Source organism: Rubrivirga sp. S365 (assembly GCF_032248475.1).
GTDB lineage: Bacteria > Bacteroidota > Rhodothermia > Rhodothermales > Rubricoccaceae > Rubrivirga > Rubrivirga litoralis.
Map to the genome: position 1 here is coordinate 2,972,630 of NZ_JAVTTN010000001.1, position 23,886 is coordinate 2,996,515.

The 23,886-nt window shown below is 75.2% G+C and carries 17 protein-coding genes; 5 read left to right on the forward strand and 12 right to left on the reverse strand.

All coding sequences use genetic code 11. The features are described from left to right. Window positions 1-585 precede the first annotated feature (585 nt). Window positions 586-2,526, forward strand: coding sequence for a molecular chaperone DnaK (gene dnaK, locus RQM47_RS13035; protein WP_311661558.1), 1,941 nt, complete (start codon window positions 586-588; stop codon window positions 2,524-2,526). Window positions 2,527-2,700: 174 nt separating this feature from the next. Here the strand turns inward: dnaK and RQM47_RS13040 are convergent, their stop codons facing one another. From RQM47_RS13040 to RQM47_RS13050, 3 genes are all read right to left on the reverse strand, one after another. Beyond that, a complete protein-coding gene (locus tag RQM47_RS13040) occupies window positions 2,701-3,120 on the reverse strand; it encodes a hypothetical protein (protein ID WP_314009244.1) in 420 nt (139 codons plus the stop codon). 135 nt (window positions 3,121-3,255) lie between these two features. Continuing rightward, a complete protein-coding gene (locus RQM47_RS13045) occupies window positions 3,256-3,672 on the reverse strand; it encodes a hypothetical protein (RefSeq protein ID WP_314009245.1) in 417 nt (138 codons plus the stop codon). A 114-nt stretch (window positions 3,673-3,786) separates the two neighbouring features. Then, window positions 3,787-4,971, reverse strand: a complete 1,185-nt coding sequence (locus RQM47_RS13050; RefSeq protein ID WP_314009246.1) for an AI-2E family transporter — start codon at window positions 4,969-4,971, stop codon at window positions 3,787-3,789. A gap of 390 nt (window positions 4,972-5,361) precedes the next feature. On the opposite strand from RQM47_RS13050, the gene RQM47_RS13055 reads away from it, so the two are divergent. Further along, on the forward strand, window positions 5,362-5,892 hold the full coding sequence (locus RQM47_RS13055; protein ID WP_314009247.1) for a hypothetical protein: 531 nt from the start codon (window positions 5,362-5,364) through the stop codon (window positions 5,890-5,892). Window positions 5,893-5,903: 11 nt separating this feature from the next. Here the strand turns inward: RQM47_RS13055 and RQM47_RS13060 are convergent, their stop codons facing one another. From RQM47_RS13060 to RQM47_RS13075, 4 genes are all read right to left on the reverse strand, one after another. Further along, window positions 5,904-6,863: a hypothetical protein gene (locus tag RQM47_RS13060; protein ID WP_314009248.1), complete on the reverse strand. Its 960-nt coding sequence runs from the start codon at window positions 6,861-6,863 to the stop codon at window positions 5,904-5,906. Continuing rightward, window positions 6,860-9,895 carry a VPS10 domain-containing protein gene (locus RQM47_RS13065; protein ID WP_314009249.1) on the reverse strand — a complete coding sequence of 1,012 codons (3,036 nt, stop codon included), beginning with the start codon at window positions 9,893-9,895 and terminating at the stop codon, window positions 6,860-6,862. The genes RQM47_RS13060 and RQM47_RS13065 overlap by 4 nt, the downstream gene beginning before the upstream one ends. Before the next feature lie 191 nt (window positions 9,896-10,086). Then, on the reverse strand, window positions 10,087-11,100 hold the full coding sequence (locus RQM47_RS13070) for an SDR family oxidoreductase (RefSeq protein WP_314009250.1): 1,014 nt from the start codon (window positions 11,098-11,100) through the stop codon (window positions 10,087-10,089). A gap of 431 nt (window positions 11,101-11,531) precedes the next feature. Next, window positions 11,532-14,351: a phosphoenolpyruvate carboxylase gene (locus RQM47_RS13075; RefSeq protein WP_314009251.1), complete on the reverse strand. Its 2,820-nt coding sequence runs from the start codon at window positions 14,349-14,351 to the stop codon at window positions 11,532-11,534. 225 nt (window positions 14,352-14,576) lie between these two features. Between RQM47_RS13075 and RQM47_RS13080 the strand changes: the two genes are divergently transcribed. Further along, a complete protein-coding gene (locus RQM47_RS13080) occupies window positions 14,577-15,539 on the forward strand; it encodes a D-2-hydroxyacid dehydrogenase (RefSeq protein ID WP_311661543.1) in 963 nt (320 codons plus the stop codon). A gap of 21 nt (window positions 15,540-15,560) precedes the next feature. On the opposite strand, the gene RQM47_RS13085 is transcribed toward RQM47_RS13080, so the two are convergent. The 3 genes from RQM47_RS13085 to RQM47_RS13095 all read right to left on the reverse strand — a co-directional run bounded on the left by RQM47_RS13085 (window position 15,561) and on the right by RQM47_RS13095 (window position 18,538). Beyond that, window positions 15,561-16,694, reverse strand: coding sequence for a glycosyltransferase (locus tag RQM47_RS13085; protein ID WP_311661541.1), 1,134 nt, complete (start codon window positions 16,692-16,694; stop codon window positions 15,561-15,563). A 292-nt stretch (window positions 16,695-16,986) separates the two neighbouring features. Then, on the reverse strand, window positions 16,987-17,343 hold the full coding sequence (locus tag RQM47_RS13090) for a DUF971 domain-containing protein (protein ID WP_311661540.1): 357 nt from the start codon (window positions 17,341-17,343) through the stop codon (window positions 16,987-16,989). A gap of 361 nt (window positions 17,344-17,704) precedes the next feature. Continuing rightward, window positions 17,705-18,538, reverse strand: a complete 834-nt coding sequence (locus RQM47_RS13095; RefSeq protein WP_311661539.1) for an NAD(P)-dependent oxidoreductase — start codon at window positions 18,536-18,538, stop codon at window positions 17,705-17,707. Window positions 18,539-18,585: 47 nt separating this feature from the next. On the opposite strand from RQM47_RS13095, the gene RQM47_RS13100 reads away from it, so the two are divergent. Further along, window positions 18,586-19,854, forward strand: a complete 1,269-nt coding sequence (locus RQM47_RS13100; protein ID WP_314009252.1) for an MFS transporter — start codon at window positions 18,586-18,588, stop codon at window positions 19,852-19,854. Window positions 19,855-19,890: 36 nt separating this feature from the next. Here RQM47_RS13100 and RQM47_RS13105 read toward each other — a convergent pair whose 3' ends face one another. Further along, on the reverse strand, window positions 19,891-21,078 hold the full coding sequence (locus tag RQM47_RS13105; RefSeq protein WP_311661536.1) for an aminotransferase class V-fold PLP-dependent enzyme: 1,188 nt from the start codon (window positions 21,076-21,078) through the stop codon (window positions 19,891-19,893). A 372-nt stretch (window positions 21,079-21,450) separates the two neighbouring features. Between RQM47_RS13105 and RQM47_RS13110 the strand changes: the two genes are divergently transcribed. Next, window positions 21,451-22,995, forward strand: coding sequence for a hypothetical protein (locus RQM47_RS13110; RefSeq protein ID WP_311661534.1), 1,545 nt, complete (start codon window positions 21,451-21,453; stop codon window positions 22,993-22,995). A gap of 54 nt (window positions 22,996-23,049) precedes the next feature. On the opposite strand, the gene RQM47_RS13115 is transcribed toward RQM47_RS13110, so the two are convergent. Continuing rightward, on the reverse strand, window positions 23,050-23,802 hold the full coding sequence (locus RQM47_RS13115; RefSeq protein WP_311661533.1) for an HAD-IA family hydrolase: 753 nt from the start codon (window positions 23,800-23,802) through the stop codon (window positions 23,050-23,052). Between the last annotated feature and the right edge of the window lie 84 nt (window positions 23,803-23,886).

Below are 23,886 nucleotides of genomic sequence, written 5' to 3' on the forward strand. Positions count from 1 at the left end.
CGGGCAGCGGGCAGCGGGCAGCGGGCAGCGGGCAGAAGATGCACCACCCCGCCCACGCACGGGCGGGGCGGTCGGTGAAGGCCGAGTACGAGGCGCTCCTGACCGCACCCCGCCCACGCACGGGCGGGGCGCACGGGCGGGGCGCACGGGCGGGGCGCACGGGCGGGGCGGCATCGGGCGGGGCAGCGCCCTCGCCCCCCCCTCATGATCCAGCAGCCTGGCACGTCCGACCCGCCCGTTCAGGCCGACGAGGAGGAGAGGCCGGGGCAGACCCCGAGCGCCCGGCCACCCCGCCCCGCCCGCTGGAGCGGGGCGGCCGGACTCCTGCGCCACCCTCTGCCACAACGGCAGCAGAAGCGGGGTGGCACGGCTCTTGTCCTCTGTTTGGGCGATACGAACCGGGTGACGCCCCGGCAGGACTGGCCGCTCCCGTGGCTCATCCCGCCCCCGCTGGGGCGGCCTGGGCGGGGCGGCCGGCGGATCCTCGGCAGCGGCGCGGACGTAGGTCCCCCGCCCACGAGCGACCGCCCTGGCCCCGTCGGCGTCCCCTCTTTTTTTACCTGTAGACAGACCCCCTCCACTCTCATGGGCAAGATCATTGGCATCGACTTAGGCACGACGAACTCCGTCGTCGCCGTCATGGAAGGCAACGAACCCGTCGTCGTCCCCAACGCCGAGGGCGGGCGGACGACGCCGTCCGTCGTCGCGTTCAAGAAGGACGGCGAGCGGCTCGTTGGCGCCCCGGCCAAGCGCCAGGCCATCACGAACCCGCAGAACACCATCTTCTCCGTCAAGCGGTTCATGGGCCGCCAGCTCTCCGAGGTCGCCGAGGAGACCAAGACGGTCCCCTACACCGTGACCAAGGGCGAGGGCGGGGTGGCTCGGATCGGCGTCGACGCTGGCGGTGAGGAGAAGCTGTACACGCCGCAGGAGATCTCGGCTATGGTGCTCGGCCGGCTCAAGCAGACGGCCGAGGACTACCTCGGCGAGCGCGTGACGGAGGCCGTCATCACGGTCCCCGCCTACTTCAACGACTCCCAGCGCCAGGCGACCAAGGAGGCCGGCCAGATCGCGGGGCTCGAAGTCAAGCGCATCCTCAACGAGCCCACGGCGGCCGCCCTCGCCTACGGCCTCGACAAGACGAAGGAGGACGAGGTCGTCGCCGTCTACGACCTGGGCGGCGGCACCTACGACATTTCCATCCTAGAGCTCGGCGACGGCGTCTTCGAGGTCAAGTCCACGAACGGCGACACGCACCTGGGCGGCGACGACTTCGACCAGCGCCTCATCGACTGGATCGCCGACGAGTTCAAGTCGCAGGAGGGGATCGACCTCCGCAACGACCCGATGGCGCTCCAGCGCCTCAAGGAGGCGGCCGAGAAGGCCAAGATCGAGCTCTCGGCCAGCGCCGCGACGACGGTCAACCTCCCCTTCATTACGGCCACGCAGGAGGGGCCGAAGCACCTCACGCTGGAGCTCACACGCGCCAAGTTCGAGCAGCTCGTCGACGACCTCGTGCAGCGCACGATCCCGCCGATGCAGAAGGCGCTCAAGGACGCCGGCCTCTCGAAGGAGCAGGTCGACGAGGTCATCCTCGTCGGCGGTTCGACGCGCATCCCGAAGATCCAGGAGGTCGTCCGCGAGTTCTTCGGCAAGGCCCCGAACAAGTCGGTCAACCCGGACGAGGTCGTGGCCCTCGGCGCGGCCATCCAGGGCGGTGTGCTCTCGGGCGACGTCTCCGACGTGCTCCTCCTCGACGTCACCCCGCTCAACCTGGGCATCGAGACGTTGGGCAGCGTCATGACGCCGCTCATCCCGGCCAACACGACGATCCCGACGCGGAAGTCCGAGACGTTCTCGACGGCGAGCGACAGCCAGCCGTCGGTCGAGATCCACGTGCTCCAGGGCGACCGCTCGATGGCCGTCGACAACCGGACTGTCGGGCGCTTCCACCTCGACGGCATCCCGCCGGCCCCGCGCGGCGTGCCGCAGATCGAGGTCACGTTCGACATCGACGCCGACGGCATCCTGTCGGTGAGCGCCAAGGACAAGGCGACCGGCAAGGAGCAGTCGATCCGCATCGAGGCCTCGTCCGGGCTCTCGGAGCAGGAGATCGAGGCCATGCGCAAGGCGGCCCGCGAGAACTCGGCCGAGGACGCCAAGCGGAAGGAGTCGGTCGACAAGCTCAACCAGGCCGACAGCCTCATCTTCTCGACCGAGAAGAACCTGGCCGAGTACGGCGACAAGATCCCGGCCGACAAGCGGGCGCAAATCGACGGCGCCCTCGAACGGCTTAAGGAGGTCCACAAGAACCAGAACCTGGACGAGATCGAGTCGGCCGTCGAGCAGCTCAACGGCGCCTGGAGCGCCGCGTCCGAGGACCTGTACAAGGCCCAGCAGGCCGAGGCCGAGGCCGGCGGCGCCCAGTCCGCCGCCGACGCCCAGGCCGGCGCCACCCCGCCCGGCGGCGACGGCGCCGAGGACGCCGATTTCGAGGTCGTCGACGAGGGCGGCACGCAGAGCTAACCGCCCCGCCCTTTGGGTCCGCCCTCGGGGTCCGGCCTTCGGGTCCGACCGCGCACGCGAGCGCCCCGGCAGCTTCGGCCGCCGGGGCGCTTTTTGTTGCTGAGCCGTGCTCGGGCGGGGCGGGGTGGAGAGGCCGCCGACGACCGCCCCGCCCTCGGCCGTGGGCGGGGCGGTCTAGCGTCGGGCCTCAAACGTGCCCGCGGGTCCGTCGCTGAAACCGGCCCCCCACTCTCCGCGGATCTCGTCGCCCGCGACCGTCCCGTCCAGCCCGACGCCCGCGTCGAACTCGGGCGCCCCCTCCGGCCCGACGAGCAGCGACAGGCGGACGGCCTCGCCGTCGTACGTCCCGCGCAGGACGCCGTCGCCCGGGATGCCCGGCGCGTCTCCGTCGCCCGCGGGCTCCAGCTGCCACCGCCCCGAGACGGCCGCCGGGGAGACGGTCAGGTCCTCCACGTTGAGCCGGAGCGTGCCGGTGGCGACGGCCGCCCCGCCCTCGAACAGCGTGACGTCGTAGCGGCCGCCGAGCGGCCCATCCGCGCCGCTGTCGCAGGCGGTGAGGGCGGCGAGGAGCAAGAGCAGAAGGAGACGGTGCATGGGCGGGCCGGACCCAAAGGGCCGGGTGGCGAGGCCGCCAACGTCCGGCCGCCCCGCCCGCGCCGCAAGGGCGGGGCGGCGAGCGGTCGCGGGGCGTCGGCGGACGGTCACGAGGCGGCGCCGAGCGGGGCGGCGCTACTCGACCTCGAACCGGCCGCCGGGGACCGCGCCGGCGACGGTGATCCGGCTCCACGTGCCGCCACCCAGTCTGCTCGGCGAGTCGACGCCGCAGGCGCCCTCCAGGGTGAGGCCCGCGTCGCTCGCGTCGAGGTCGACGGCGACACTGAGCCGGCCCACGCTGACCACCCCGCCCCTCTCGCACGTCGCGCGGAGCCGCCCGCTCTGGTTGGGCGTGAGGCCGGCGTCGCTGAGCCGGTACGTCCCGGACACCGTCGCGCCCGTGCTGAGCGGCTCGTCCAGGCGGAGCCGGCCGGTCGAGACGACCGCCCCGCCCTCGTCGCGGAACGTGACGTCGACCGCCGTCTCGTCGGAGGCTGAGTCGCACCCCGCGGCGAGCGAGACGAGGACGAGACCGGCGAGGAGCGCGCGCATGGGCGGGGCGGGGTGGCGGAGACGGTACCGCCGCCCCGCCCGGGCGCCAAGGGCAGATCGCCCGGCCCGGCCGCCGCCCCGCCAGACGCCGAGACGTTGGGGCGGGGTGGCCCGCTACAGGTCGAGGACCACGTCCGACGTGGGGGCCTCGTCGTCGGGAGACGTCTTGGGCGCTCCCGTGAGCGCGGCCGGGTCGGGCTCGGCGGCGGCGGCCTCCTCGGGGTCGTCGCCCGGCACGTCGGGGTCGTCGGTGTCGGCCGTGGCGAACTCCTCGGTGAACAGCTCCCACACGGTCAGGAAGAGGCCAGCCACGACCGGGCCGATCACGAGGCCCGAGACCCCGAACGTGCCCAACCCGCCCAGCGTCGAGAGCAGGATGACGTAGTCGGGCATGCCCGCGTCGCGGCCGACGAGGATGGGCCGGAGCGCGTTGTCGACCGTCCCCATGATGCCGGCCCCGACGCCGATCAGGATGAGGCCCTCGACGACCTGTCCGGTCAGGAGGAGGTAGAGCGCGACCGGCCCCCAGACGATCGTGGCGCCGATGGCGGGGATAAAAGACAGCACCGTCATCACGACGCCCCAGAGCACGGGCGACCCCAGCCCGAGGAGCGCGAACGTGACCCCGCCGATGGCGCCCTGGACCGCCGAGATCACGAACGTGCCCTTGACCGTCGCCCGCGTGACGGCGACGAACTTCGTCAGCAGCCGGCGCTCGCGGGGGTCACCGAGCGGGAGCGCGCGGATGAGCGTGTCCGTCAGGCGGTCGCCGTCGCGGAGGAAAAAGAACAGGACGTAGAGCGTGACCGCGAGGAGCAGCACGAACTGGAGCGTCTGCTGGCCCACGGAGAGCAGGCGCGTGGCCAGCCCCTGCCCCACCGCGAGGGCCGCCTGCGCCGCGTTCTCGCGGATCCGGTCGAAGTCGACGCCCAGCTCCTCGGCCCGCTGCGTCAGCTCGGGGAGCAGCTGCTCGGCCGTGTGCAGCGGCTCCGTCACGTTGATGTCGCCCGACACGACCCGGTTGTAGAGGCCCAGCGCCTCCTGCGTGACCGCCCCGCCCAGCACCACGAGCGGGACGATGACGAGCACGAACACGATGAGGAGCGTCGTCAGCGCGGCCAGCGAGTTGTGCCCCCGCATCCCCCGCCGCACCCACTGGAACAGCGGCGTAAACAGGATGGCGAGGACCGTCGCCCAGAACACGGGGAGCAGGAACCCCGAGAGCGTCCACACGAGCGCGACGGTGACGAGGAGGACGAGCGCGATAAACGCCCGGTTCTCGAACGAGCGGAGGAGCATTGAGACGGGGCGGGCGGGGCGGCCCAGCGGGAGGGGGCCGCAATATCGCTGACGGGCGGCAGGGGTTTCACCTGATGCTTCACTCAATATGCGAAGACCCCTTGACGGGACGCGTTCTGATCCCTACGTTCAGGCATCGAGCGAGGTCGAGCCTGGCGATCTGTCCGGGGGGACGACAACCGGCACGACCCGCCCGCTCCGCCCCGACTGGCGTATGCCGGTCGGGGCGTTTTTTTGGCCTCGACCGGCGACGCTCTCGCACCCGCGCGGGCGAGGCGGTAAGCGGACCGCGCGGCACAGGCCCGCCACCGGGGCGGGGAGGCGTAACCCTAGACCGCCCCGCCCGTCAGAGCCCGCACGCCACCGCCCCGCCCTCGCGGCCGCCCCGCCATGCGCCTCGCCCTGCTCTTTGCCCTCGCGCTCCTCGCCGCCGCCTGCGCGCCCGAGCCGTCCGACGTCACGCCCGACCCGAGCGCCGACGCCGCCCCGCCCCCGGCCGACGCCGCCTTTACCGACGCCCCGCCCCCGGGCACGGAGCAGCTCGTGATCACGAGCACGGACGGGGTCCTGACCCTCGGGCTCACCGACCGCGTCGTCTTTTTCCACCTTTCCGACGCGCAGCGCGCCGAGATCGAAAAGGACCTCGCGGCCGAGCTGGAGACCGAGCGGAGCGGGGTGGGCGGGTTTATCGCCGAGACCCTCACCGACGCCGTCGGCGGCGTGCTCGACCGGGCCGTGCAGCTCCCGGTCGACGAGGTCCGCGTGGTCCACGACGGCGACGGCCGCCTCGACATCGAGTCCCTCGACGGCGAGGGGAGCGGGACGTTCCACACCGGCGACGACGGCGGGCCGCCCGCCTTCGACCCCGCCGACGCCGAGCGGTTTGTCGAGGCGTTCGAGCGCGTCCGCGCCGGCCGCTGACCCGCCCCGCCCTACGCCGCGGGCGGGGCGGTCAGGCGGTAGTGGAGGCGGAGGAACACGCGCCCGCCCAGCCGCAGCGTGTGGTCCGTGCGGACCCCGTCGCGGGCGGCGTACACCCGGATCGTCTCGCGGAGCGAGCGGACGGCCCGGCCCCACACGCGGCCGCCGTCGTGGACGTTGAGGTAGAGGCCGGGATCGCCCCACGCCGCCCCGCTCGACACGAGCCGGAGCGCGCCGCCCTCGTCCACCTCGGGCCGCAGGAGCACGGTACACGCCCCGTTCGGGAGCGGGAACACCACGCGGACGCACGGGGCGGGGTGGCCGGGCACGCGCGCCGCCGAGTACGCCCCGACATAGAGCGAGCGGCCCGTCGCGCGGAGCGTCCGCACCCACGCCGCCATCGCCACCCCGCCCCCCGGGCGGACCAGGTGGAGCACGCGCGAGGTGGTCCCCCGGCTCGTGTCGAGCGCGCCGAGGGGGAGGTTGAGCTGGTCGAGCCGCCGGCTGAACAGCGTGGCGACGAGGCCGCCGAACGGCCGGAACAAGCCGCTCCACTCGGCCCACGCCTCGACCTCGTACGCCGACGTCCGCCCGTAGAAGTCGCGGACCGACGCGTCGACCGCGCCCGCGTCGAAGCCGGGGCCGGAGAGCGCGTCCAGGGACGGGAGCAGCCCGCGCGCCGCCCCGCCCGCCTCGGCGCCCAGGTCCTCCTCGACGCTTAGGCCGTTCGCGGCCGCCCACGCCTCGAAAAACTCCTCGCCGATCCCCGAGGGCTCACCCGTCGGCCCGTCCAGCCACGGCGTCTCGGCCACGTCCACGCGGCGCCCCGTCGCCTTGACCCACTGCTGCGTCGTCCAGTCGACGGCGGCGCCGCGGCGGTCGCCGAGCCAGAGGGCGGGGCGGGATGGAGACGGCGGGGCCGCCTCTCCCCTCTCCTCTCGGCCGCCCTCCGGGGCGGGGCGGTCGGTCACGGGGCCTTTTTGCGCGCCCGGCTCCGCGGCTCCGGCCCGGCCTCCACCACGAGCGGGGCGGTCTCAGTCCGCCCCGCCAGCGTCACCTCGACGACGTACTCGCCGGGGACGAGGGTGAACGCGCCCGTGTCCTCTCCCGGCTCGTGGTCGTCGCCGAGTGCGCGGTCGGCGCGGAGGTCGTAGGCGAGCAGGTTGAGCCCGGGCTCGGCCGCGTCGTCCATCTGGCGCACCACCCCGCCCTCGGCGTCGAGGACGCGGACGCGGGCGGTGCCCGTCGCCGTCGTGGTGTAGCCGATCTGGACCGACGGCTCGCGCGGGTCGGACCAGGTGTAGCCGCGCGAGCCCCAGCTCTCGTTGTGCGTGAGCGTATCGGGCGCAAACACGTGCAGCGCAGAGGATTGCACCGCCGGCGTCATCTGCTGGACGAGGCCCACGTCGACGATCCAGATCGACCGCCCGTGCGTGCCGACGACGAGGTCTGCCTCACGCTCCTGGACCACGAGGTCGTGGACCGGCGCGTACGGGAGGGCGGGCGAATCGGCGCCGGAGTCCGGCCCCATGAACGGGCCGCGGTCGCCGTCGCCGGGGGCGGGGCGGGCGCGCTGGCCGTGGAAGGCCTGGAACGAGGCGCCCCGGTCGAGCGAGAGGTAGAGCCCGCCGTCAGTGCCCACGTACACGACGTCCGGGTTCCTCGGGTCCTCCTTGGCCACGTTGACCGGCTCGGCGGGGAGGTCGAGCCCGACACGCTGCCACGTCCGCCCGAGGTCGTCGGAGGCGTAGACGTAGCTCTCGAAGTGGTCCCAGCGGTAGCCGTTGAGGGCAACGAGCAGGCGGCCGCGGTCGTGGCCCGAGAGCTCGACGCGGCTTACCCAGAGGTCGGGCGAGAGCCCGGCCGAGCGGTCCTGCCACGTCCGCCCGCCGTCCTCGCTCACCCAGACGTGGCCGTCGTCGGTGCCGGCGGCCAGGAGCCCGAACTCGAGCGGCGACTCGTGGAGCGAGGACAGCGTCCCGAACGGGACGTCGCCCGGCGTGCCGCCGCCCGTGAGGTCGTCGGACAACGCCTCCCAGTCCTCGCCCCGGTTGAGCGAGCGGTGGACCTTGTTGGAGCCCAGGTAGAGGACGTCCGGGACGTGGCGGCTGAGCCAGATCGGCGCCTGCCAGTTGAACCGGAGCGGCCGCTCGCCCAGCTCGTGCTGCGGCACGACGCGCTCGGCCTCCCCCTCCCCGCTCCGGTCTGTGCGGAAGTAGTTCCCGAACTGGAAGCCCGTGTAGACGGTCCCGTCGCGGTCGTCGACCTGGATCTGCATGCCGTCGCCGCCCATGATCCGGTGGTAGGGGTACTCGCCCTCGGCGAGCCACCCGCGCGACGCCTCGTAGGTGCTCGGGCCGACCCAGACGCCGTTGTCCTGGAGCCCGCCGTAGACGTTGTACGGCTCGGCGTCGTCGACCTGGATGGCGTAGAACTGGCCGACGGCCGGCGTGTTCAGCTTCGACCACGTCGTGCCGCGGTCGTAGCTCACGTTGAGGCCGCCGTCGTTCCCCGAGATCATGTAGCCGGGCCGCGTCGGGTCGAACCACAGCGCGTGGTGGTCGACGTGGACCTGCGGCGCGTCGGCGCGCGCCCAGGTCGCCCCGCCGTCGGACGAGGCCACGAGCGGGACGCCCAGGACGTAGAGCCGGTCGGGGTCGTCGGGCGCCACGCGGAGGACGCCGAAGTAGTAGCCGTAGCTGTAGAAGAGGTCGTCGAGGAAGCCCTCGTGCGTCCGCGTCCACGTCGCGCCGTGGTCGTCGGAGCGGTAGACCTCGGCGCCGACGACGGGCGTGTCGAACAGCTGGGCGTTGGCGTCTTCGAGGAACGCCACGAGGTCGGCCGGCTGGATCCGCCCCGCCCGCACCATCTCCAGGATCGACTCGGCGGTGTAGCTGTAGGGGACGTTGTTGGCGTCGAGGAACGCGTTGAGGTCGTCCTCGGCGAGCGCGAGGAAGTCCTCGGTCGAGATGGCGCGGAGGAGGTCGCGGGTCACGGCCGGCGCGTCCTCGTCCGGCTCCTCCTCGGGCCGCCGCGCCTGGTTATCGACGACGGCGAAGAGCGCCCCGCTCGGGTGCGCGTCCAGGCCGATCCGCCCGACGTCGGCGCCGGTCGGGAAGCCGGAGCCCTCGACGTTCAGGCGCGCCCACGTCTGGCCGCCGTCGGTCGAGCCCCAGAGGCCCGAGCCCGCCCCGCCCTCGCGGAAGTCCCACGCCCGGCGCGCGCGCGTCCACGTCGCCGCGTAGACGCGGTCCGGGTCGGTCGGGTCGAGGACGGCGTCGATGGCGCCCGTGTCGTCGTCGACCGAGAGGACGTGGGTCCACGTCGCCCCGCCGTCGTCAGTCCGGTAGAGGCCGCGCTCGGGGTTCGGCGAGTACAGGTGGCCGACCGCGGCCACGAGCGCCACGTCGGGGTCGGCGGGGTGGACCACGACGCGGCCGACGTGGTGGGTCTCGTCGAGCCCCAGGTGCGCCCACGTCTGGCCGCCGTCGGTCGACTTGTAGACGCCGGAGCCGGCGTACGACGACCGTGACGAGTTCGACTCGCCGGTGCCGACCCAGACGGTCGGCCCGTCGCCCTCGGGGTCGCGCCAGTCGACGGCGATGTCGCCGATCGTGATCTGCGGCCGGTCGTCGAAGAGCGGCTCGAACGAGCCGCCCGCGTTCTGCGTCCGCCACAGGCCGCCCGAGGCGTAGGCCACGTAGAAGTCGCTCGGGTCGCCCGGCTTGCCCTCGACGTCGGTCACGCGCCCGCTCATGACCGTCGGCCCGACGGACCGGAAGGGGACCTCGGCGACTGCCGAGCGCCGCGCGAGGTCGGCGCGCACGGCCGCGGCCCGCGTCCGCTCGGCGGCCGGCGTCGGCGCGACCGCGTTCACACCCATCACCGTGCCCGGCGCGCTCCGCACGGGGTCGGTGTTCTGAGCCGCCACGGGCGGGGCGGCGACGACCAGGGCGGCGAGGGCGAGCGCCAGCGGGCGCCCAGTGGGAAGCGAAAACGGCATCGGAGCGGGGCGGGGTGTGCGTGAACGATAACGCCGGGCGGGGCGGCCCCGGCGGCGCTCGTCTTCCCACGACCTCTCCAGCCCGCCGACGGCGCGAGCGGCCACCCCGCCCCGCCCGGACCCAGCACAACGCCCCACCCCGCCCGGCGCGTGGGGCGGGGCGGGGCGGGGCGCTCGGCAGGCGTGGCGGACTAGTTCCGACGGAGGCCAAGCGTGAGCGCGAGCGCCGCGCCGAGCGCGAGGCCGGTCGTCGCGAGCGGGCGGGCCTGGAGCTGCGCCCACGGGCTCGACTGGAACACGTGGCCGTCGACGGTGCCGCGGACGCGGCCGCTGCCGGGCACGGGCTCCTGGAGCGTCCCCGAGCGGTCGCCGGTGTACGGGGCGTCGCCCTTTTGCTGGTCGAAGAACGAGGCCTCCATGAGCTTGTCCGTCAGGCGCGGGGCGATCGTCCCCAGCACGGTCAGCGCGCCGTCCTTGGCGCCGACGGTCACGTCGCGGACCGGGCGCTCGGCGGCCGAGAGGATGGCGCGGGCGACGGTCTCGGGCGCGTAGGCCGGCGTGGGCAGGGCGGCCTCGCGGTCCATGTAGTTGGCCGCGTGCTCCGTGTACGGCGTGCCGGTGGCGTTGGGCTTGATGAGCGTCACGCTCACCGCCAGGCCCTCTTTCTCAAGCTCCATGCGGAAGGCGTCGGTGAACCCCTTGACGGCGTGCTTCGAGGCGGAGTAGTGGCCCTGGAGCGGGATGGCCCGGTCGCCCAGCACGCTCCCCACGTTGATGATCGCCCCGCCCGTGCCTCTGCGCGTGCGGAAGTGCTCGGCCGCGACGAGGCTGCCGTGGACGGTCCCCCAGTAGTTCGTCTCGAACAGCTGCCGCGCCGACTCCTCGGGGACGTCCTTGATCTCGCCGTAGATCGAGACGCCGGCGTTGTTGATCCAGGTGTCGAACCCGCCGAACCGCTCGGTCGCCGTCTGGGCGATGAGGTCGAGGACCGCGCGGTCGGCCACGTCGGCGGCCATCGTCTCGACGTCGGCGCCGAGCGCGCGGCACCGCTCGGCGGCCTCGTCGAGGTCCTCGGGCGCGCGCGCGACGAGGAACAGGTCGGCGCCGCGGCTGGCGGCTTCCAGGGCGGTCGCGAGGCCGATCCCGGACGAGGCGCCGGTGATGACGAGGGTCTGCTGGTCGAGGGGCTTGAGCGAGACGGACATGGGCGAGGGGAAGGGAGGAGAGGTCGGACACGGTTGGACGGCCCCGCCCCGCCCCACGGTCCGCCCCGCGCGGGTTCTTCAGGGTTCTCCCACCCCGCCCAGGCGCGAGCCCGCCACGGGCGGGGCGGCCACGGGCGGGGCGGTGCCTTTCTCCGACCGCCCCGCCCTCCCGACAACCACCCCTAGCCCCTCCTGGCTGCGCCGTCCCTTCGGGGTGTCCAGGAGGGGAACTACCGCCGTCCTTCGTGGGCCTCGACGACTTCCACGACCGCCCCGCCCAGATGTGGACGGGGCGGGCGGAACAAAACCGGCGCCACCCCGCCCGCGCTTCCCTTTTCCCTTTTCCCTTTTCCCTTTTCCCTTTTCCCTTTTCCCTTTTCCCTTTTCCCTTTTCCCTTTTCCCTTTTCCCTTTTCCCTCATCCCTTTTCCCTCATCCCGTCGACTGCATGGCCGCCGCGATGCCGTTGACCGAGACCAGCAGCGCCCGCCCGATCTCGTCGCCGTGGTCGCCGCCCCGCCAGCGGCGCATGAGGTCGAGCTGGACGAGGTTGAGGACGTCCGTGGCCGGGTTGCGGTAGCGGATGGTCGCCGCGATCGTCCGGCTCTGCGCGAGCAGGGTGTCCTGCCGCGTCACGCGGAGGAAGGCGGCCTCGGCGCGCTCGTACTCCGTCTCGACGTGCTCGAACGGGGCGGGGTGGGCGCCCGCGGCCTCGGCGAGCGCGCTGTAGCGGCGGCCGACCACGAGCCGCGCCCGGGCCAGCTCGCGCATGGCGTTGCCCGAGACGGCCTGGAAAAACGGCCACTCGGCCTGGAGCCGGCGGAGAAGGTCGAGGTCCTGGCCCGAGATGGCCTCGGCGAGCGCCGTGCCCGCCCCGTACCAGCCGGGGACCGTGTAGCGCGGCTGCGTCCACGAGAACACCCACGGGATCGCGCGGAGGCCGGCAAAGTCCAGGTCCGCCGCCCCTTTGCGCGAGATGGGGCGGGACGCGATCGACAGGTTCGCGATGTGCTCGATGGGCGTGGCCTTCACGTACCACGGCCAAAAGTCCGGGGCGTCGATGAGGTCGCGGTAGGTCGTCATGGCGCGGTCGGCGAGGCGCTCCATGAGGTCGCGGGCCGCCCCGCCCTGCGGACCGTCCCACACGTCGGCGTTCTCGTCCGGCGCGTCGGCGAGGGCGCCAATCTGGGCGTGGACGATCTGCTCGAGGTGCCGCCGCGCGATGCCCGGGAGCGCGTAGCGGAACGAGATGACCTCGCCCTGCTCGGTAAACCGGATGCGCCCCGTCTGCGCCTCGGGCGGCATGGCGCGGATGGCCTGGCCTGCGCGCCCGCCGCCCCGCCCGACGGTCCCGCCCCGCCCGTGGAAAAAGCGGAGGTCGACGCCGTGCTCGCGGCACGTCCGCGCGAGCGCGCCCTGCGCCTTGTGGAGCGACCAGTTGGCCTGCCAGTAGCCGCCGTCCTTGTTCGAGTCCGAGTAGCCCAGCATGATCTCCTGGAGCCCGCCGCGCGCGGCGAGGTGGGCGGCGTAGACCTCGTTCTCGAACAGGGCCGCCATCAGGTCCGGCCCGGCCTCCAGGTCGGCCACCGTCTCTAGGAGCGGCACGGCGTCGACGGCCGACTCGACGGTCCCGTCCGCGTGCCGCCGCCACAGGCCGACTTCTTTGGCGAGCAGCAGCACCTCCAGCACGTCGCTTACCGCGTCCGTCATGGACACGATGTAGGAGCCGATCGAGTCGGGCTCCTGGTCCAGCGCCGCCTTCGCCACGCGGAGCGCGCTCAGCACGCGGTCGGCGTCCGGCCCCACCGCCCCGCCCAGGCGGATAAACGGGCGCGGGTTGTTCAGCTCGCGCGTCAGGAGCGCCACGCGGTCGTCCTCGCCCAGCGCCGCGTAGTCCGGCTCGACGTCGGCGCGCCGCAGGAGGTCGGCGACGGCCGCCTCGTGCGTGGCGCTGTGCTGCCGGAGGTCGAGGGCGGCCAGGTGGAACCCGAACGTCTCGGCGCGGACGCGGGCGTCGGCTAGCCCGCCCGTCTCGGCCAGCGCCCCCAGCCCGGCCGCTTCGAGTGAGCGCGCGATGAGGTCGAGGTCGGCCCGGAAGTCGGCGGCGCTGTAGTCGGGCGGGGCGGCGCCCGTCCGCCGTTGCCCCGAGCCGCCCTCGGGTAGCGCGTCGAGGAGGCGGTCGAGCGTCTCGGCCATCTGCATAATCTTCAGGCGGACCGGCTCGTGCGCGTTCTGGCGCCACCGCCGCTCGGGGAGTTGCACGGTCTCGCGCGCGGCCTCGACCGACGCCCACAGCTCGTCCGGGAACTCGGCCTGCTGGTCGCTCACGGACAGGTCCAGGCGGAGCGCGTCGAGCGCGCGGCGGTGGAGGCGCAGGGCGTCCTCGCGGTGCGCGCGGAGCGTCCACGCCGTCACCTCGGCGGTCACGTTGGGGTTGCCGTCGCGGTCGCCGCCGATCCACGAGCGGTAGCGGAGGACGGGCGGGAAGGACAGGCCCTCGGCCCCGTAGACGTCCGCGAACGCCCGCCGCAGGTCGGCGTGGATGCGCGGCACGACGTCCCAAATCGACGTCGCCACGAAGTAGAGCCCGTGGCGGACCTCGTCGCGCACGGTCACGGCGGCGGGGCGGACCTCGTCGGTGGCGAGCAGGAGCCGGAGCCGGCCCAGCGCCTCGGCCTCGGCGGCGTCGGCCTCGGCCGGCGTGAGGGCCTGGCCCGACCCGGCCGACGTGAGCCGGTCGAGCGCAGCGGCCGCCCGGTCCTGGTGGTGGAGCACCGTCCGCCGCCGGGCCTCGGTCGGGTGCGCCGTCAGCGTGGGCTGGATGTCGAGCCGGGCGACGAGCGCCCGCGCCTCGTCGAGCGACCGCCCCGCCCGCTTCAGGTCGGCGACCGCCTCCATCACCGACTCGCCGCGCGGGTCCTCGGCCGTCGCGCCCACCTCGCGCTCGCGGTTGACGCGGACGATCTCGATCTGCTCGGCCTTGTTGACGAGGTGGAAGTAGGCCGTCAGCGTGCGGAGCACGCCGGCCAGCGCCTCGACGGACGTCTCGGCGACGGCCTCGGCCACGCCGTCGAACGCCGCCGCCCCGCCCGCACGGACGCGCGCGAGCCAGTCCTCGACGTGCCCCACGACCGCGTCGCCGTAGCGCTCGCGGGCGACGCGGAGCACGAGCCGCTCGACGAGCGCGACCCGGTGGGCGTGGACGTCGGTGAGCCCGGCGGAGCGGGCGGCGTCGAGGGCGGCGTCGGACATGGGGCGGGGTGGTGTGGGCGGGGTGCAGCGGGCAGCGGGCAGCGGGCAGCGGGCAGCGGGCAGCGCCAAGAACGGGCCGCCCCGCCCGCGGGTCCAGCGAGCGGAGCGGGAATCGGGCGGCTGAAGATCGGGGCTCGGGCGGGGCGGCTCCGAACTCGGGCGCCTCGGAACCCGGGCGGGGCGGGGCGGTGCCCGAGACGTCCACGCCACCCCGCCCTCTCCGCTATGGCCGACGCCCCCGTCCTCCTCGTCACCGTCCCCGAAGACCGGCTGCCGGACGACCGGCTCGCGCTCGTCCGCGAGGCCGCCGCGGGCTACGACGTCCGCCGCGGCGCGCCCGGCGACAGCCTGGCCGGGGTGGAGATCGTGCTCGGCTACGCCGAGCCCGCGCACGTCGCCCAGGCCAGCGACCTCCGGTGGATCCAGTCGTGGAGCGCCGGGCTCGACTGGCTCCTGGAGGGCGGCGCCGACGTCCCCGCCGGGCTCCTCGTGACGAGCGCGTCGGGCGTCCACGCCGTCCCCATCGCCGAGCACGTGTTCGCGCTGCTCCTCGCGCTCGGCCGGCGCCTCCCCGCCCACGTCATCGGCCAGCGGGCGGGGCGGTGGAACCCGGACGCCGCCGAGGGCACGTTCGAGCTGGAGGGCCGCCGCGTGGTGCTCCTCGGGGTGGGCGAGATCGGCGCGCGCGTGGCCCGGCTCGCGTCGGCGTTCGGGATGTTCGTGACCGCCGTCCAGCACCACGCCGACGGCTCGGACGTGCCGGGCGTGGACCGGACGGTGACGAACGACGGCCTGCTCGACGTGCTCCCCGAGACCGACGTGCTCGTGATGTCGCTCCCGCTCACCGACGCGACGCGGGGGATGGTCGGGGCCGGCGCGTTCGCGGCCCTCCCCGCCCGCGCCGTCCTCGTCAACGTGGGGCGGGGCGAGACGGTCGACCAGGGCGCGCTCGTGGCCGCGCTCGAATCGGGGCGCCTCGCGGCGGCCGGGCTCGACGTGTTCGAGGACGAGCCGCTCCCCGACGACTCGCCGCTGTGGGCGATGGAGAACGTGGTCGTCACGCCGCACGTGGCCGGGCAGGCGCCGCACTACGCCGACCGCGCGCTCGCCATCTTCCTCGACAACCTGGGCCGGTACCGGCGCGGGCAGCCGCTCGCGAACGCGGTCGACCTGGAGGCCGGCTACTGACCACCCCGCCCCGCCCGTGCCTTATGCGGCGGCGGGCGGGGCGGCCACGGCGACGGGCGGGGCGGCCGGGACGGCAACGGGCGGGGCGGCCGGGACGGCGACGGGCACGCGGAGGGCGGGGCGGTCGGTCCGGTCGAGCCCCAGCAGCCGCTCCCAGTCGCGGACGACCCGGTGCGTGCGGAACCGGGGCGCGCCGTCGACCTCGGGCCGCCCCTCGTCCCACCATCGCGCGAGCCGCCGCGCGGCGGCCGACGGGTCGCGGGCGTCGACGAGCTGGCGCTGCTCGCCGACCGCCTCGGCCAGCGCCTCGCACGCCGCCGCGTCCGGGTGCGCGACGACCGGCGTGCCGACTGCGTTGGCCTCGGCGAACGCGAGCGCGAGCGGCCCCTCGACCCGGGTCTGCGGGGCGAACACAGCGAACGCCTCGCGGACGTGGCGGAGCACCCCGCGGTGCGGGAGCGGCCCTAGCGCGACGGCGCCTTCGGGCAGGGCGGGGCGGCCGCCCCGCCCGCCCAGGACGACGAGCCGCGCCGTCGGCCGCCGCCGGCGGACGTGGGCGAAGGCGGCGAGCACCTCGTCGAGCGCGCCGCGTGGGCCAGCGAACGCGACGAGCTTGTCCGGGTCGACCGCCGTCCGGTCGGGGCGGAGGTCGTCGTCGACCGGGCTGTAGACGCGGGCGGACGGCGCCGAGGCGGGGCCGTCGCCGGCTTTTCGGAGGAGGAAGTCGTGGAGCGCGGCGCGGTGGGCGTTCGAGGGGCAGACGGCCGTGGCGCGGGCCGCGAGCAGGGCCGGGCCGAGCGCGCGCTGCCGGCTCCCCGGCGTCTCGTGGAGCCACAGCGCGAGGCGCGCGTCCGGGAAGTGCGCCCGCGTCCGGGCCAGCACCTTCGCCTGGCGCACCACGACGACGGCCTCGGCGCGCGGGAGGTGCCCCCAGTCGCCGCCGTAGGCGAACGGGACGTAGGCCACCCCGCCCGGCGAGCGCGACGGCCACGTCCGCCCGCGCTGCGCCACGGTCACGCGGTGGCCCGCCTGCGCCAGCCCCTCGGCCACGCGGACGACGCTGGCCTCGGGGGCGCTGAGCGCGCGGTCGTAGAGCGTCCGCGCCTGGTACGAGTCCGGGGACACGGGGTCGATGAGGAGCACGCGGCGGGTCATGGGCGGGGCGGTAGCGTGCCCTCAAGGTGCGGCTGGAGATGTCTCCGCCCTATCGGGGCGAGCCCGCTCGAACGTGCGCCGCGCCCCCAGATCGCGGCGCTTCTGGCTTCAGGCGGAACCCCAAGCCCCGGGCGGTCATCTCGCCTTGTTCGGAACGGCAGGCGGAGCCCGTTCCAAACGGGCGCCCGGTGGTGCCGCGGGTTGCCACGGAGATCGCCCCGCCCCCGTTCCGCAGCTGGTCCCCGCCGGGGCGGGGTGGCGAGCGGTGGCCCGTACCAACACGCGGAGCGCCCTAGGGCTCCGCCCGGTCGCCCCCGGTGCAGGCGGCGCAGCGGCAGTAGTCGCGGAGCGCCTCCCACCGGAACAGGCCCGACCCGTGCCCGTCGCCCCACACGATCTGGAGCGCGTAGTGGCCCGCCGGCCGGAGCTCCTTCACCTCGTACGTCATGAGGGCGGGGAGGTCGAACACGATGGGATCGACGGGCTCGGCCATGCCCGCGTGGCCGCCGCGGCACTCGGCGCACGGGCAGGCCCGCCGGAGCCCCTCGTACGAGTACGTCGACGTGTGGCCGTCGGTCCACCCGACCGTGAGCGTCTGGGCGTCCACGTCGGCTTCGAGGCGGGCGGGGCGGGGCGGGGCGGCGGGCATGGCGGGACCGGGCGGCGGCGCGCGCAAGATGGGCGCCGCCGCACACCCGGACCGCCAAGATCAGGCGAGTCGGGCCGCCCGGCCGGACGGCACCGCCGTTGCAACGGGGCGGACTCCTTCCCCCCACCCCGCCCCCAATGACCTCGAACGTCTTCCTGACCAACCCCTCCTCCTCGCGGCGCCGCGCCGGCACGCGCGCGCCCTTCGCCGCCCGCCGCGCCTCGGCGGCCCCCCCGCCCCGCCCGCACGCGCAGCCCAAGGCCGCACCCCGGGCCGCCGGCGAGAAGGCCGCCCCCGCCTCCCGCGCGTAGCCGCGTGGACGGCCGCCGCCCGCGGCCGTCCACCTTCCTACCTCCCCGCGTTACAGAAAGAGGTCCGGCATAAAGTCCGTGGTGCCGGGGACGACGGCGTACTCCGAGAGGTCGGTCTTTCCCGCCGTCTTCAAGACCTCGTCGTCGATAAAGAAGTTGCCCGTCGTGGTCGCCGGCTGCGTGAGGACCCAGTGCGCGGCGTCGGCCATGATCTCGGGCGTCCGGCTGGCCTCCATCATCGGCTCGCCGCCGAGCGCGTACTTCACGGCCGCCGTCGCGATCGTCGTGCGGGGCCAGAGCGCGTTGGCGGCGATGCCGTCGTCCTGGAGCTCCTCGCCCCAGCCGAGCACGCACATCGACATGCCGTACTTCGAGATCGTGTAGGCCACATGCGGGCCGAACCACGCCGGGTCCAGGTTCAGCGGCGGGCTGAGCACGAGGACGTGGGGGTGCCGCCCCGCCCGCGCGCTCTCCTTCAGGTGCGGGAGGGCCGCCTGCGTCACGCAGAACGTGGCGCGCGTGTTCACGTCCTGCATGAGGTCGTACCGCTTCATGGGCGTGCTCGCGGTGTCGGCCAGGAAGATGGCGCTCGCGTTGTTGACGACGACGTCGATGCCGCCGAAGCGCTCGGCCGTCTCGGCGACGGCCTCGGCCACGCGGTCCTCGTCGCGGGCGTCGACCTGGAGGGCGAGGGCCTGGCCGCCGGCCTCCTCGATCTCGGCGGCGACAGAGTGGATCGTGCCGGGGAGCTTGGGGTGCGGCTCGGCGGTCTTCGAGGCGATCGCCACGTTCGCGCCGTCGCGGGCGGCCCGGAGCGCGATCGCGCGGCCGATGCCGCGGCTGCCGCCGGTGAGGAAGAGGGTCTTGCCGGAGAGCGTGGCCATGCGGGGCGGGGTGGAGCGGGGCGGGCAGAAGCGGAGTCGGGAGAACGATGGTCCCCCGCGGCGGTTCGCAGGCGGGCGGGGTGGGATCTTGGCGCCGCCCCGCCCTGCTCCGTCGCCACCCCGCCCGCGCCTCCATCGCCCTCGTCCCCCGCTTTCTCGCCACGCCCCGGCTCCGCTCGGCCGCGCTCCCGTTCGCCGCCAACGGCGTGCTCTACGGGACGTGGGCGGCGCGCATCCCCGAGATCCAGGCGCAGGCCGAGCTGAGCGAGGGCGCGCTCGGGCTCGCGCTGCTGGGCTCGGCCGTCGGCCTCGTCGTCTCGGCGTCCGTCGCCGGCGCGCTCGTCGGGCGGTTCGGGGCGCACCGGGTGACGCTGGCCGGCCTGGCCCTGTTCGCGGCCGTCGTCGTCGGCCCCGGGCTGGCGACCAGCTTTGCCGGGCTGGCCTTCGCCCTCGCCCTGGTCGGGCTGACGAGCGGGCTGACCGACGTGGCCATGAACGCGTGGGCGACCGACGTCGAGGCGGCCGAGGGCGCCACCGTCCTGGGCGCGTGCCACGGCATGTTCAGCCTGGGCGGGATGGCCGGGGCCGGGCTCGGCGCGCTCGCCGCCGCCTACGACCTCCCGCTCGCGCTCCACTTCGGGGCGAGCGGCGCCGCGTTCGCGGGCGGGGCACTGGCGCAGGGCTGGGCCGCGCGCTCCACCCCGCCCGACACGTTGAGCGGGGCGCGGGGCGGGGCGGCCGGGCCGGTCGTGGCTCTGCCCGTGGGGCCGGTGGCCGGGCTCGCCGCGCTCGCCTTCTGCGGGCTCATCATCGAGGGCGCCATGGCCGACTGGAGCGCCGTCTACCTCCGCCGCGGGCTGGGCGCGAGCGCCGAGACGGCCGCGCTCGGGTTCGCCGTGTTCTCGGCGTCGATGGCCGCCGCGCGCTTCGCCGCCGACGCCCTGACGGCCCGCGTCGGCAGCCGGCGGCTCGTCCGCGTGGGCGCGTTCGCCGGGGCGGGCGGCCTCGCGCTGTGCGTCGCGGCCCCGGCCGTGGGCGGGGCGGTCGCCGGGTTCACCGTGGTCGGCCTGGGGTTCGCGGCCGTCGTGCCGACCCTGTTCCGGGCCGCCGCACGGGCGCCGGGCCTGGGGGCGGGGCGGGGCATCGCCGCGGTTACGACGACGGGCTACGCCGGCTTCCTGGCCGGGCCGCCCGCGCTCGGGTTCGTCGCCGAGGCGGCCGGGCTGCGCGTGGCGTTCGCGCTCCTGATCGTGCTCGCGCTGGCCGTGGCGCTGGGCGCCGGGCCGGCGTTCCGGGCCGCGGCGCCGGAGCGGTAGCGGGCCGCCCCGCCCGACCGCCCCGCCCCGTCCGCTTTAGGCCGCGACCGCGCGACCGCGCCCCGTCGCCGCGGCGAGACCTCCGAGCAGCGCGTCCACGTCGGCGCCGTCGTTGTAGACGTGGGGCGAGACGCGGACGACGCCGCCGCGCGTCGAGACGGCCACGTTGCGCTCGGCCAGCGCCCGGCGCACGGCGTCCGCCTCGATGCCTGGGGGCGGGGCGAGCCCGAACAGGTGGCCCGCGCGCCACGCGGCGTCCTCGGCCGCGTAGCCCAGCGCGCGGGCGCCGTCCACGATGACGTCGGCGCGCGCCGCGCACGTGGCCTGCACCTCGCCGACGCCCCACGCGCGGAGCTGCTGGAGCCCGGCGATGAGCATGGGGAGCAAGATCCCGTTGGCCCGGCCGCCCATGTCGAAGCGGACCGCGCCGGGGCCATAATCGTCGGCGTAGTCGGTGAGCCCGCTAAAGTCGTCGCTCCCCGCACGCCCCAGCCACGTCTCCTCGAGCGGCCGGCCGTCGGCGAACCGCTCGCCGAGGTAGAGCGTGCCGGTCCCCGCCGGCCCCAGGAGCCACTTGTAGCCCGCGCACACGAGGGCGTCCGGGCGGATCGCGTCGAGGTCGAACGGGAGCGCGCCCACCGACTGCGTCCCGTCGACGACGAGGGCGGCCCCGACCTCGCGCGCCCGCGCCCCGACCGCCTCCAGGTCGAACCGCGTCCCGTCGGCCCAGTGGACGTGGGGGACGGCGATGACGGCTGTGTCGGCGTCGATGGCGTCGAGCAGCCGCTCGGACCACCCCGCCCCGCGGCCCTCGGCCCCGAGCGGGGCGGGCGCCTCGACCGTGCGGACCTCGCCGCCGGTCTCGGCGGCCAGCCGCCGCCACGGGTAGACGTGGCTCGGAAACTGCCCGCCCAGAACCACGACCGACCGGCCCGGCCCGAGCGTTACGTTCTGCGCGACCGTCTCGACGCCGTACGAGGCGGCGGGCACGAGTGCCACGCGGTCGGCGGAGCCGGGCGAGCCGACGAGGTCCGCGAACAGAGCGCGGACGTGGTCCGAGTCGTCGAAAAAGTCGGCGGCCCCGACCTGCGTCGGGTCGCGGAGCACGCGGATGGCAGAGACTCCGGCCGCCTCGACGGCGCGGAGCTGCGGGCTGAGGTACGCCGCGTTGAGGTAGTGGAGGTCCGGCGGGAGCGCGAACAGGTCTTTCTGTGAGCGGAGCACGGGCGGGACGTGTGGTGGGAACGCCTAGTAGGGGTTACCCCTAGGGAAGAGTGGACGCTTTCCTCAGGGTCTCTCAACCTAAAGACTCTGCGGGACCGAATGATCCGGCTCGTCCTGATTTGTCGGGTCGCCGCGCCCTTTATGCCCTCTGTCCTACAAACGTGGAGGTGCAAACGGAGTCCCCTCCCCTCTCCTGCCGCAGACCCAGCCTCCAGACGGGACAGTTCGCTGGCCCCGTGCCCTCTGGTGGACGAGGCTGGGCGCTCTCAGCGGGTGCTCAGGGAGCCGGCCGCCCCGCCCGCCGTTGCCGTCCCGCGGCCAGGGCCTCACGCGGCCGGACTCGGTAGCTTCCAGGCTTCCCCCCGACCGACCATGTCCGACGTGTCTGCACCCCGGCCCGACGGGGCCGCGCTCGACGCCACCGCCGGGGCCGTCTCTGCCCGGCTCCTCGACTCGTTTCCGGCCGACCGATCCCGCGCGCGAGCCGACCTCGACGCGCTCCCCGCCCCCGTTGGCCGCCGGCTCCTCGCCGTGCTGGACCGGCAGGTCGCCCGCGACGCCGCGCTCCCGGCGACGCCGTGGGTGGACGCTGACGCGCCCGAGGTGCAGGCGGCGGCCCAGGCGTGGGAGACCGCCGCGCACGCGGCCGCGCGCGTCCCCGCCGACGCGTGGGCCGAGACGCTCGCCGACGCCGTCCGCGAGGCGCTCGGGCACCTCGTCCGCCCCGCCCCGGCGCTCGCGGCGTGGGCTTTCCGCGACGAGCCCGAGGACGGCGGCGACCTTCCGACGGCGCTCGCGATCCAGCGCTCACGGGCGTTCGGCCCGTTCCCGTACCTCCCCGAGATCGCCTCCCGCTACGCCGACCGCAAGGGCGCCGAGCGGATCGACCGGGCCGGCCTCGAGCGGCTGTTCGACCAGATCGACCGCCGGATGGCAGCCTCGTTCGGGGCGGACGAGTGGGTAGCCCTCCTCGGCCCGCTCTACGACGTCGTCGGCGCGGCCGTCCCCGCCCCGCTCTTGCGCGCGGCGTTCGAGGCCCGCGGCGCCGGCGCCCTCGCCGAACCGTTCACGGGCGACGAGGCCGTCACCGCCGAGGCGCTCCGCGCGCGCCTCGCATCCGCCCTCCCCACTCCGACGGCGGAGCCCACCCCGCCCGAGCCCGCTCCCTCTCATGCCGGCGCGGCGGGCGGGGCGGGCGAGTCAGAGCCCGCGGGCCAAAACGGCGCGGGCTCCGCCCCCGACGAGGGCGGGGTGGACGGCGAGACGGAGGAGGCCGCCCCGCCCGCCCCGGAGCCGGCCCCGCGCGCGGCGCTCGCGCCCGTGATCGGCTCCAAGTGGCGGAGCCTCGCGGACGTGCTCCCCGAAGACTCGGCGGTCCTGGGCGCCCCCCGCCCCGCCCCGCCCAAAGAGGCGCCAGAGGTCTCAGAGGAGCCGCTCGTGTTCCCCGACGACGAGGCGGACGGAGCCGCCCCGCTCCTACCGGCCTCTACCGAGGACGAGCCGCTGTGGCGCCAGATCGCCCGCCAGCAGGGCGTCGAGGTGGTCGAGGCGGCGCCCGACGACGCGCCCGACGAGGGCGGGGCGGTCCCGCTCTGGCAGCGGTTCGCGCAGCCCGCCGCCCCGGACGCGGAGCCGGAGACCGGCGAGGCGCCCCCGGCGGACGCGTTCGACGCCGTCGAGCGCCGCGTGCTCGGCGACGTCTCCGTCGAGCGCCGCGACGCGTTCGTGGCCGACCTCTTCGGCGGCTCCGCCGACGACTACCGCCGGACGCTCGCCGCGCTCGACGGCGCCCGCTCGTGGACCGAGGCCACGCAGACCATCGCGCGCGACGTGTTCCAGAAGCACCAGGTCAACATCTACAGCGACCCGGCGATCGCGTTTACCGACGCCGTCGAGGCCAGCCTCGGCCGCCGGTAGCCGCCCCGCCCACGCACGCCACGAGCACGAACGGGCGGGGCGGGGCGGCCGCCCCTACGCTCGGCGAGCCTGCGCCACACGCCGGCGGACGGCGGCGTCCAACTCGTCGGGCTCGGTCACGGCGTCGGCGCCAAGCTCGCCGCGGGCGACCAGGTCCCGGATCGCGTCGCGCGTAAAGTCTGTGGGCACGGCGAGCACGTCGATGCCGGCGGCGAGCGCGGCGTGGAGACCGGCCGGCGAGTCCTCGACCGCGAGCGCGTCCGACGCGTCGGCGCCCAGGCGCGAGAGCGCGAGGCGGTAGCCCTCGGGGTCCGGCTTCGTCCGCTCGACGTCGTCGGCCGTCACGACCGTGTCAAAGGCGCCGGTCAGCCCGAGCGCGTCGAGGACGGCGTCCGCGTTCTGGCGGTCGCTGGTCGTCACGAGCGCGGTCGTCTCGGCGAGGTCCGGGGCCGCCCGCGCGAGCGCGATGGCCGCGGGGCGGGCGTAGCGGCCGACGAGGGCGTGGTCGGCCAGCATGGCGCGGTAGCGCTCCAGGCGGAGGACGACATAGGCCTCCCACGGCTCGACGGAGCTGTCCCGCGCGCGGGCCGCGTCGGCGAGCGCGAACCGCTCGGTGAGCCCGCGCGAGATCTCCTCCCGCGACCGGCCGACGTAGTCCGGGTAGGCCGCCTCGACGTCGGCCGGGTCGAGGGCGGGGAGCAGCTGGTGGGCGGCCCAGGCGTAGGACTCGGCCTTGAGCTGCTCCGTGTTGGCGAGCGTCCCGTCGAGGTCGAACGAGAGGAGGCGGAGGCGCGGCGCGGGGGGCATGGGCGGGGCGGCGTGCGGGTGGGGGCGGGGTGGCGCAAGGTCGGGACAGAGCGGCCGCCCCGCTCCGTAGCTTTGTGCCTCCGC